Here is a 10,998-nt window from a genome sequence, read left to right as displayed (position 1 = left end):
GGCCACCCGGGCCGTCTGCAGCAGCACCGGCGGCTGCGAGCCGCTGCGCAGCAGCGCCCGCCCGGGGGCCGGGGCGGGCAGCGCCGCGGCGCCCGCCACGTCGACCACGTCGAGCGACTCGGCCGGCTCCTGCACCCGCAGCGCCACCCGCAGGTTCACGTTCGCCTTGATCTCCGGGCTCACGACCCCGGACGGCCGCTGGGTCGCGAGCACCAGGTGCACGCCGAGCGACCGGCCGACGGCAGCGAGCCGCACCAGCCCGGGCACGAAGTCGGGCAGCTCGTCGACCAGGACCCGGAACTCGTCGACCACCAGCACGAGCCGGGGGACCGCGGGCAGCTCGGGGTCGGCCGCGCGCAGCGCCGCGTACGCCTCGAGGTCCTGGGCGCCGGCCGCGCCCAGCACGCGCTCGCGGCGGGCGACCTCGGCGCCGAGCGACTCCAGCGCGCGCGCCGTCAGCGCGCCGTCGAGGTCGGTGACGAGGCCGACGGTGTGGGGGAGCCGCGCGCACTCGGCGAACGCCGAGCCGCCCTTGTAGTCGACCAGGACGAAGACCATCTCGTCCGGACGGTTCGCGACGGCCAGGCCGGCGACGAGGGTGCGCAGCAGCTCGCTCTTGCCGGCGCCGGTGGTGCCGGCCACCAGGGCGTGCGGCCCGTCGCGGCGCAGGTCGACCTCGTACGGGCCGCCGGCCGCCACGCCGAGCGGCGTGGTCGTCCCCCGGGGCGAGGCCTCCCAGCGGCGCCGGACGGCCGAGGGCGAGGGCTGGGGCAGCCCGACCAGGTCGAGCAGGCGCACCTGCTCGGGCAGGTCGCTGCCCGCCTGGGGCGTGGCGTCGCGCAGCGGCGCCAGGCCGCGCGCTAGCCGGTGCGCCCAGCGCTCGGACACCAGGTCGGCCACGACGTCGTCGACCGGCGGCTGCCCGCTGCTCGCGAGCCGCAGCCGGGTGGCGACCTCGCCGCTCACCTGCACGGTGGCGCGGCACTCGACGGGCAGCTGGGCGGGGTCGCCGTCGAGGCAGACCGCCGTGATGCCCACCGAGGGCCCGAGGTCGAGCAGCCGCGAGACCCCCGGCACGGTGCGCAGCCGCTGCGCGCCGTCGAGCAGCACGACGACGTGGCGCCCGGCGAACCGCTCGCCCGGCCGGCGGGACGTCCGCTCCTCCAGCCGGGCGTCGAGCAGCGCGGTGAGCTCGCCGACGCGGCGCCGCACCTGCTCGTCGTCGACGCCGACCGCCGCGGCCGCCCCCGCGCCGAGGCCGTCGGCGGGACGGGCGTGCGGCAGCCAGGCGGTCCACGTCCAGTCGGCACCGGGGGTGAGCAGCGAGGCACCGCGCCCGGCCGCGAGGTCGGCGGCGAGCACCACGACGCCGACGTGCCGGGGGGAGTGCAGGGCGGCGACCTGGCAGAGCAGCGAGCGGGTCAGCGCCAGCACCCGCGGCCGGTGGCCGGCCAGCCCGACGACGCCGAGGTCGGCGAGCGGGACGGTGACGGGCACGTCGTCGATCCACGGGTGGTCGGCGGCGGGCTCGCCCTCGGTGCGGGCACCCGCCTCGCGGACCTGCCCGGACGGCGGCAGCACGGTGATGCGCGACGGCAGGCTGGCGGTGCCGATGCGCAGGTGCAGGAAGTCGTGGTCGGTGGTGTGGCGCTCCCAGATCCGTTGCAGCACACCGGTGGCGATGCGCAGCAGCTCGGCCGCGTCCGGGGCGCCCGCGCGCCGGCGCAGCCCCTCGACCACGACGGCGTCGCGCAGCTGCTGGTCGACCCGAGCGGTCTCCTCGGCGTGGGCGCGCTGCGCGACCCGGTGCTCCTTGCGCCCGCCGACGTGGTCGCTCAGCAGGTTGCCCAGCAGCATGAGCGGCGAGAGCAGGCCGAACAGCAGGAAGTACCAGGACCGCAGCACCAGGGCCAGCGGCACGGCGACCAGCAGCGGCACGACCATCGCGATCACCGGCACCCGCAGCGTGCGGCGCTCGGGCGGCGGGGTCGGCAGCTGGAGCGTCACGGCCTGCACCGGCGGCACGATCCGCGGGGAGCGGTTCACCAGCACCAGGCCGTCGCGCACCTCGCTCGCCGCGTGCTCGGCGCGCGGCACCCGCAGCTTGAGCGTCGTCGACCCCACCAGCACCCGCGACCGCTCGGTGACGGGGACGGGCTGCTCGCCCAGGCGCCGCCCGTCGACGAGCGTGCCGTTGGTCGAACCGAGGTCGCGCAGGGTGATGCCCGCGGGCGTCACCGACAGCTCGGCGTGCACCCGCGAGACGTCCGGGTCGTCGAGCACCAGCACCGCCTCGCCGGCCCGCCCGAGCCGGTGCGACCCCGGCGTCAGCCGGTAGACCTGGCCGCTGTCGGGACCGCCCACGGCGTGCAGCTCGAGGAACCCGCCGAGCGTCTCGGCCTGCCGCCCGGCCGGACCGCCCGCGCGCCCGACGCTGAGCACGGCCCCCTCGACGAGCGGCTCGGTGCCGAGCGGCGCGTCGTCGGGCAGGCGCTCGCCGTCGCAGAAGAGGGGGAGGTCGCGCTCCTCGCGGCCGACCGCGGCCAGCAGCGCGGGTGCCACGTCGGCGACGGTCGTACCGGGCGGCGCCGCCACCTGCACGTCGACCGCCAGCGCGCTGCGGGCGGGGTCGACGAGGCTCAGCCGGATGTCCACCCGCGTCCCCCGTCCCCGTGCCGTCCCGGTGCCGTCCCCGTGCGGCGTCCCCGTCGCGCGCCGCTGTGCACATCGTGGCAGGTGCGGACGGACCGGTGGCTAGGGTGCCGCCATGCTGTGGAGCCTGCTGTGGTCGGTGCCGTTCGGGGTGGTCGCGATCGTCGGGGCGGTGGTCGCGGCGCGCGCGCCGCAGGGGTCGCCGTGGCGGGTGCCCGCCGTGCTGGGGTTCGGCCTGCTGGCCGTGTCGCAGCTGGTGTCGATGTCGCAGCAGGCGATGGTCGTCTACTCGACGGGCCCGGGTCCCTCGCTCTACGCGCTGGTCGGCGTGATCGCCGCGGTGAGCTCGGTGATCAGCCTGGCCGGCACGGTCCTGCTCGTCGTCGCGTTCGCGCGGGTGCCTCGCGTCGTCGCGGCGCTCGGGTGGGGCGGCGCCCCCGCGGCGGTCGGCCCGACGCCGCCGCACCCGCCCGCCGCACCGGGCGGTGCGTACGCCCCCGTGCCGCACGGGGCGCCCGGGCACGACGCCGCGCCGGTCGGCCTGCGCAAGGCGCCGGGCGCCGACGGGGCCCCGTCCACCGAGCCGCCGCGCACCGGCGCGGGCGGGTGAGGTCGGGGTAGGGTCGGAGCGTGCCGGGACGACGTCCCGGCGACACGCCGGGGGTGGGTCGGCCGTTCTCGACCGAGCGCGTCCGCACCCCCACGACAGGACTGGAGCCAGCACGTGGGTGTGAGCCTGAGCAAGGGTGGGAACGTCTCCCTGACCAAGGAGGCCGGCGCCGCCGGCCTGAGCGCCGTCACCGTCGGCCTGGGGTGGGACGTCCGCAGCACGACCGGTACCGACTTCGACCTCGACGCGTCGGCGATCGGCTGCAACGCGGAGGGCAAGGTCCTCACCGACCAGCACTTCATCTTCTTCAACAACCTGACCAGCCCCGACGGCGCCATCCAGCACACCGGTGACAACCTCACCGGTGAGGGCGAGGGCGACGACGAGCAGATCAAGGTCAACGTGGCGACCACGCCGCAGGAGATCGACAAGATCGTCTTCCCGGTCTCGATCTACGACGCCGACAACCGCCAGCAGAACTTCGGCCAGGTGCGCAACGCGTTCATCCGCGTGGTGAACGACGCCAACGGCCAGGAGCTCGCCCGCTACGACCTGTCCGAGGACGCCTCGACCGAGACCGCGATGGTCTTCGGCGAGCTGTACCGCTCGGGCGCCGAGTGGAAGTTCCGGGCCGTCGGCCAGGGCTACGCCACCGGCCTGGCGGGCATCGCCCGCGACTTCGGCGTCAACGTCTGAGTCGCCCCGCTCCACGACGAGAGCCCGGTCCCGTGAGGGGCCGGGCTCTCGTGCGTCCGGGGTGGTGCGGCGGACCCGTGCGCCCGCGAGTGTGGACCTCCGGCGAGAGCGCGCCGGCGTGCCGCGTGCGGCAGTCACACTCGGACGGTGACCGCCCGCGGCGTCGAGGTGTACGTCGACTGCAAGGGCGCGATCGAGGAGCCGATGACCCGCACCTCCCACCGGGTGCTGGCCGAGGAGCTCGCCACGGTCGACGTCCCGCTGCACGTGTCGGTCGCGCGGTACCGAGCCGGCCGCAGACGCGCAGGACGCCCCTTCCGGCAGGCGGGAAGGGGCGTCTTCTGCGCAGACGGTGCGGGGACCGTCAGATGTGCATGTGCGGGTGGTCGTGCGTCGCGCTCTCGCGGTCGAGCTTCTTGTTCCGCGCGATCGACATGACGAACGAGGCGGCGATGAAGACCACGCCGATCAGGCCGGTGATGATCTCGCTGATCTCGTACTTGATGGTGACCAGCAGGATCGCGGCCAGGGCGCCGATCGCCCAGTGCGCGCCGTGCTCGAGGTAGGCGTACTCGTCCAGCGTGCCCTGGCGCACGAGGTACACGGTGAGCGAGCGGATCCAGAACGCGCCCACGCCTAGGCCGATCATGATGATGAAGATGTCCTGGGTGATGGCGAACGCGCCGATCACGCCGTCGAAGGAGAACGACGCGTCGAGGACCTCGAGGTAGAGGAACAGGAACAGGCCGGCCTTGCCCGTGGCGAGCTGCGCCGTGTTCGGGCCCGAGCGGCCGGGCGCCGTCTCGGCGGCGGCGGGCACGTCGGCCTTCTCCAGCGCGCCGACCTCGTCCTCGTCGTCCTCGTCCTCGCCGCCCTGGCCCTCGAACAGGTTGCCGAGGCCGCCGACCAGCAGGTACGTCACGACGCCGAGGACGCCGGAGATCATCACCTGGCCGAAGTGCTCGTCGTCGGCGAACGCGGCCGCGGCGCCGGTGAGGGCGCTCAGGGCGACGATGACCGACATCGACTCGAGCGCGCCGAGCTTCTGCAGCGGCTTCTCGAGGAAGGTGATCCAGTGGATCTCGCGGTCCTCGAACAGCCAGTCGAGGAACAGCATCATCAGGAACATGCCGCCGAAGCCGGCGATCGCCGGGTGGGCGTCGTTGACCAGGTTGGCGTAGGTGCCCGGCTCCTCGATCGACCCGCCCTGGATCGCCAGGTCGACCGCCTCGACGGGCGTGATGCCGGCGGTGGCGCTCACCAGCAGCACCGGGAAGACCAGCCGCATGCCGAAGACGGCGATGAGGATGCCGATCGTCAGGAAGATCTTCTGCCAGAAGGGGCTCATCCGCTTGAGCACCTTGGCGTTGACGACGGCGTTGTCGAACGACAGCGACACCTCGAGCACGATCAGCACCGCCACCAGCACGAAGCCGGCGGGGCTGAACAGGAAGAACGAGGCGGCGAGGGCGACCAGCGTGATCGCGATCGAGAAACCGAAGGTCCGTAGCAGCACGCGCGGAGCCTACCGTGACGAAACCGGTCCTCCGGTCACCGCGGGACCACCCTGTGGAGCAACCACTCGACGAGCTCCTCGCCGCCGAGCACGCCGGGGGCGCGGGTGACGTGCAGGCCGGGAGTCGTCCAGTCCTCGTCGGCGAGCTCGCCCTGGGTGGGCCGCACCGCCCGGTCGGCGGTGGCGAGCAGCTCGGCGTCGAGCAGCGAGTCGCCCGCCGCGACCAGGTGGTCGGCACCGGTGCGGCGCATCACCTCGCGGGCGGCCGAGGACTTGGTGAGCGGACGGGGCACCGCGTAGACCTTGCGTCCCTGCACCGACACGCCCCAGCCGCGCTCGGCGCACCAGTGCGTCAGCTCGGCCACCCAGCCGGACGGCAGCTCGGCGCGGTCGACGACGCAGTAGACGAACAGGTCGGACGCCACCCGCAGCTTCTCGACGAAGTCGCCGCGCCGCTGCTGGACGTGGTGCCGCACCTCCTCGACCGTCGCGCAGCCGTCGAGGGAGCGGCGCACCTGCTCGTTCCAGTCCTCGTCCGCGAGGCCGTCGACCAGCAGGTGCCCGCCGTTGCTGGCGATCGCGTAGCGCGGGGCGCGCCCGACCCCGGGCAGGTCGACGCGGTGCAGCTGCTTCGGCGTCCGGGTCGTGGTGGGCACCAGCACGCACGCGGCGGCGAGCTCGCGCAGCAGGCTCCCCGCGCGCTCGGTGACGAACGACTGCGGGTGGCCGTGCAGGGTCTCGACGCCGAGCAGCCGCGGGTTCTCGTGGTCCTGGTGCGGCAGCAGCAGCGCGCGCGGCGAGTAGATGATGGTGCGGTCGAGGTCGATGCAGACGACCGTCGGGGGTGCGTCGGTGCTTGTCGTGCCTGTGCTGGTCACGTCGCTCATCCCTCGCCGCCGGCGGTCGGGTCGATCAGGCCCACGCAGGAGTACGCGAGGTCCGCGACCTCCTCGACCGGGACGCCCCGCGCCTGCGCCAGCGCGAGCACGTGCGGCAGGTCGGCCGCCGCGCCGGGCCGCACGAGCACGCGCTCGGGGACGCGCCGCAGCAGCACCCGGGTCGTCTCTCCCACACCGGGTTTCACCAGGTTGACCTGCCCGATGCCGTACTCGTCGCTGATCCGCTCGACGGCCGCCCAGCCGGCCCAGGTGGGGGTGCGGTCGGACGCGGCCACCGCCCGCCAGTCGTCGGCGACGCGGTCGCGCACCTCGTCGAAGCGCTCGGTGACGGCGTCGAGGTACTCGTTCGAGACGTCGGCGCCGGCCAGCTCGGCGTAGTACTTCGCGCCGTGGAAGTCGCCCGGCCCGATCAGGTCGTCGTTGAGCACGGTGCGCGAGACCAGGCCGCTGACGGTCGAGTTCAGGCAGGCGGACGGGATGAGGAAGTCGTCCCGGGTGCCGTAGGTGGTGACGCACTCCCCGGGGTCGGCGAGCACGGCGAGGGCGTCGTCGAACCGGACGCCTGTCCGCTCGGCGTGCAGGTCGAGCGCCGCGGTGAGCTCGCGCGCGATCGCCCCCTTGCCCGTCCAGCCGTCGACGAACACCACCGACGCGGGGTCGTGGTGCTCGGCGAGGTACCGCAGGGCGAGCGCGTCGATGCCGCGTCCGCGCACGATCGAGACGGCGTGGTGCGGCACCTCGAGCCCGTGGAACCGCTGGAACCAGCGCCGCACCAGCACGCCCACCGGGGTGCCCGCGCGGGCGAGCGAGGCGAGCACGAGGCGCTCGGGGTGCTCGCCGCCGCGCTCGGCGAGCAGGAGCTCGCTCACCACGCCGACGGCGTGCGCGATGCGCGCCGCCGAGTCGCGCACCGAGGCGTGGAACAGCTCGTAGTAGGCCGGGTCGGGCTGGAACTCGATCGGCAGTGATTCGGCGTAGTGCGCTCTGCCGGACTGGATCTCACGCTCGCGCTCCGCAGTGGGCGCCTCCAGCTCCACGTGGGACAGGTCGGTGAGCAGCCACGACACCTCGTCGGCCCGGTACGAGCCGAAGGTCGGTCCGTGCAGCGCCGACGGCAGCGTCGGGACGACGGTCGGCAGGCTCGTCACGAGGGTCCTCCGGGTGCGGGGGTGGGACGTCAGCGCGTCGAGCAGCCCGCCGTCGGCGCGCAGGCCGTCGCCCGCGGCGGGGTCGTCGGTGACCACGACGACGTCGGCGTCCTCGGTGCACGGCAGGTTGTAGGCGAACCGCGGCTCGCCGTCCTCGGGGCCGGCGAACAGCAGCGCGTCGCGCAGCGCGTACCCCTCGTCGTCGACGGGCAGCGCCGGTGACCGCGTGGTGGTCGAGTAGCGCACCAGCACGTCGGGGTGCGCGTCGGCGAGGGCCTCGGCCACGAGGAGCGGGACGGCCATCTGCTCCTCGGTGCCGACGACGTGCACGACGCCGCCGCCGGTCGGGGCGAGCGCGCCGGCGAGGTCGCGGGCGAGCGCCGTCGCCGCGTCGTCGACCCGGGGGAGACCGGCGCCGTCGAGGCCGTGCCGTCCGCCCTCGGGCAGGTCGGCGGGCCAGCGTGCAGGCACGGCGACGGCGTCGGCCCGGACGTCGCGGGACGGGACCGGGGCGGGCGGGCCCGCGTCCTCGACCAGCCGGGTGCCGCGCTCGAGCACGTCGGCCGGCAGGTCGACGCGGCCGCGCACCAGGGCGACGACGTCGACCCGCGCACCCAGCGCGGCGGCGTGCGCGGCGAGGCGCTCCTCGTCGTCGGCCGAGCGCAGGTCGACCAGCGCGGCGACGACGTACCGCTCGCGCGGAGCGAGGCGGTGCAGGGCGGTGAGCGTGTTGCGCACCGTGGTGCCGGTGCTCAGCTCGTCGTCGACCAGCACGAGCGGACGCGCTGCGGCGCCGTCGCCCTCGAGCAGCGCGGGGTCGGCGGGCAGCAGCAGGTGGCTCGTGGCGTGCGAGTGCTCCTCCTCGAACCCGCCGACCGGCGAGAAGCCGGTGACCTCGCGCCGCGTCGAGTGCAGGTACGCGGCGCCGGGCAGCGCGCGGGCGACCGAGTGCCCGAGCGCCACGGCGGTCTCGGCGTAGCCCAGCACGAGCGGGGCCGGGGTCGGTACCGGTGCGGCGTCGAGGGCGGTGCCCACGGCGGAGCGGAACGCCGCCGCGTCGGCGCCGTCGCCCGAGGTGAGGGCGGCTCGCAGGAGGGCACCGAGGTCGTCGTGGTCGCGAGGTGCGTTGCCGGACAGCGACTCCCGGACGAGCAGCCCGAGCAGCAGCCCGCTGCCGTGCACCACGCGCGGGTCGGTGGGCACGTGCTTGCCGAGCACCCGCGACACGAGCAGGTGCGCGCGGCGCGGGTTGCGGCGCAGCGCGAGCCCGACCAGGTCGGGGAGGTCGAGGCCGACAGGCGACGACGTGGTCGCGAGCCGCACGTCGAGGCGGTCGGCGACCCACCGTCCGGTCCAGGTGGTGCCTTCGGTCGTGCTGGCGTCGGTCGTGGTCACGAGAGCAGGCTCGCGGCGAGGATCTCGACGAAGGTGGTGTCGGGAGCCGAGACGCCGAACATCCGCGCCCGGGTGGCGGTGCGGTGCGCCCACGCCGAGTGCGGCTTCGCCTCGTTCATCTTGTTCCGGTAGCCGGACGCCGCGACGCCGCCCTGGGGACTCGACAGCACGGCGACGGCGTCCTCGTACTCCTCGCTCGTGACGACCTGCAGCGCGTTCACGGCGGGGACGTGGCTCGGGTGGATCACGGTCTTGCCGGTGAGGCCGTTGGCCTTGTCGAGCTCGACCTCGCGGATCAGGCCGTCCATGTCGCGCGAGAGCAGCTGGGCGCGCAGGTCCTCGGCGTGGTGCCGCTCGAACAGGCTCTGCCGCAGCCGCGGCTTGAAGATGCGCTCGCCGCCGGTGAAGTACTCCCACACCGGGCCGGTGATGACGTGGCCGGTGCCGTCGGCCCGGCCGAGCCGGTTCACCACGTCGGTGATGACCTGGGCCACGACGCGGACGTCGTAGACGGTGAGGTCGGGTGAGCGGCGCAGGCCGTAGACCGACGACAGGTCGGTGGCGCCGATGCGCACGGCGAGCACCTGCTCCTTGCGCTCGGTGAGCGTCCGCTGCACCCAGCACAGGGCGTCCTGCCGGGTCTCCTCGTGGGTGATCTCGGGCGACTCCATCACCGGCATCGCGAACAGCCGGTGCCCGGAGGCGCGCTCGGCCTCGGCGAGCGCCTCGAGGTACTCCAGGCCGTTGGCGCGCCCGAACTTCGGCAGCACGAAGCCCGACAGCGTCCGCACCGCGTCGCCGAGCCGCTCGACGACGTCGGTGAGCTGGTCGGGTCGGCGCACCCGCACGAACAGCAGCGGGGTCGGGCGGGGCCGCTCGTGCAGCGCCTGCAGGCTCTCGACCAGGTTCTGCTCGGCCTTGTCGAGCAGGTCGTCGGGGACGGCGTCCTCGAGGCACAGCACCATCGAGGTCGCGCCCCGCTCCGCCTGGCGCACGACGACCTGGTCGAGCCCCTCCCGGGTGGCGGGGGAGTACAGCGTGGCGCCGAGCGCGACGGCGAGCTCCTCCGCCGGCCCGTCCGGGTCGATCGGCTGGGGCTCGTGCTCGAAGTACCGCGCCCTGTTCACCTGCGACAGGTAGCCGAAGTGGCGCACGTGAGCACACCCCCCTCAGGTCGGTCGGTCGGCGCGGCCCCCGCCGCGCGGGCCGGGACGGGCGTCCCGGCGGCTCGATTGTGCCCCACGGACGGGGGTGCCCCGGCCCCCGGACGCACAGGTCGTCCGCGGCGCTCCCGGCACGTGGACGGGCACGTGGACGGGTGGTGGACGCGGGGTCGACGGCGGCGGGACGGCAGGTGGACGCGCGGTGACCCGACGGGGTCAGCGCACGCGCACGGGCGGCAGCGTGCGGCCCGACGCCCAGGGCAGGTCCCAGCCGTAGGCCTCGGCGACGTCCTGCTGCTGCCCGGGCAGGAACTCGGCCTCGCGGCGCAGCACGAGCACCCCGCCCACCCGGTGCAGCGAGGCGATCGCGCAGGTGCCGGCGCCCGGCGGCGCCGGGTCGAGCCGCGCGTCGACGCTGACCCCGCCGCGCAGCGTCGCCGACAGCACCGGCGCGAGGGCGTCCCACTCGGGCTGCCCGCTGATCGCGTAGGCGTAGACGAGCAGGCGCTTGAGGTCGCCCACCTGCCGCAGCGCGACGGTGAGCGTCTGCCCCTCGGTCTCCGACCGCCCGCCCAGGCGCAGCACGGTGGAGCCGTAGCCCGGCGCCGCGACGTCGCCGCCGCCGAGCTCCTGCACCGCGCCCGAGGCGCCGTCGTTCATCTCCCACAGCGCACCGAGGTGGATGTCGGTGCTGCGCCGCAGGCCCGCCTGCACGCTGCGCTGGTCGGTGGGCAGGGTGCTCCAGGTGAGCGTGAGCTGCAGCGAGCCGCTTGTGGCCTGCTCGCCGCCGAGGCGCACCTGCGGGGTGGTGGCGTTCAGCGCGGTGCGCCCGCGCAGGGTCGCGACCGGCGGCGTGAGCCGGGCGGCGGCGACGCCGGCGGGCACCCCGCTGCGGCCGTCGGTGCGCACGCCCGCGCCG

At 75.1% G+C, this 10,998-nt stretch carries 7 protein-coding genes and 1 pseudogene; 2 read left to right on the top strand and 6 right to left on the bottom strand.

The window, feature by feature from the left end:
- Positions 1–2,655 (bottom strand): FtsK/SpoIIIE domain-containing protein (locus ACYVKY_RS00275; RefSeq protein ID WP_460432982.1); only part of this gene is annotated, 2,655 nt, incomplete at its 3' end.
- A 112-nt stretch (positions 2,656–2,767) separates the two neighbouring features.
- On the opposite strand from ACYVKY_RS00275, the gene ACYVKY_RS00270 reads away from it, so the two are divergent.
- Positions 2,768–3,262: a hypothetical protein gene (locus ACYVKY_RS00270; protein ID WP_460432981.1), complete on the top strand. Its 495-nt coding sequence runs from the start codon at positions 2,768–2,770 to the stop codon at positions 3,260–3,262.
- 114 nt (positions 3,263–3,376) lie between these two features.
- The gene (locus ACYVKY_RS00265; RefSeq protein ID WP_460432980.1) at positions 3,377–3,958 is read left to right on the top strand and encodes a TerD family protein; all 582 of its coding nucleotides are present in this window, start codon (positions 3,377–3,379) and stop codon (positions 3,956–3,958) included.
- A 364-nt stretch (positions 3,959–4,322) separates the two neighbouring features.
- Here the strand turns inward: ACYVKY_RS00265 and ACYVKY_RS00260 are convergent, their stop codons facing one another.
- From ACYVKY_RS00260 to ACYVKY_RS00240, 5 genes and pseudogenes are all read right to left on the bottom strand, one after another.
- Positions 4,323–5,474 (bottom strand): DUF475 domain-containing protein, encoded by a 1,152-nt coding sequence (locus ACYVKY_RS00260; RefSeq protein ID WP_460432979.1) that lies wholly within the window; start codon positions 5,472–5,474, stop codon positions 4,323–4,325.
- Positions 5,475–5,509: 35 nt separating this feature from the next.
- Positions 5,510–6,352 (bottom strand): HAD family hydrolase, encoded by an 843-nt coding sequence (locus tag ACYVKY_RS00255; protein ID WP_460432978.1) that lies wholly within the window; start codon positions 6,350–6,352, stop codon positions 5,510–5,512.
- A gap of 5 nt (positions 6,353–6,357) precedes the next feature.
- On the bottom strand, positions 6,358–8,916 hold the full coding sequence (locus ACYVKY_RS00250) for a phosphoribosyltransferase domain-containing protein (protein WP_460432977.1): 2,559 nt from the start codon (positions 8,914–8,916) through the stop codon (positions 6,358–6,360).
- The gene (locus ACYVKY_RS00245) at positions 8,913–10,070 is read right to left on the bottom strand and encodes an HpcH/HpaI aldolase/citrate lyase family protein (protein WP_460432976.1); all 1,158 of its coding nucleotides are present in this window, start codon (positions 10,068–10,070) and stop codon (positions 8,913–8,915) included. Before ACYVKY_RS00245 ends, ACYVKY_RS00250 begins: the two co-directional genes overlap by 4 nt.
- Before the next feature lie 225 nt (positions 10,071–10,295).
- Positions 10,296–10,998 (bottom strand): annotated as a pseudogene (locus tag ACYVKY_RS00240) (hypothetical protein); the annotation flags it as partial.

The sequence above is a fragment of the Angustibacter speluncae genome, from assembly GCF_054777815.1.
Note: the sequence above shows the minus strand (reverse complement) of the source record. Positions and strands in the feature narration are given on the sequence as shown.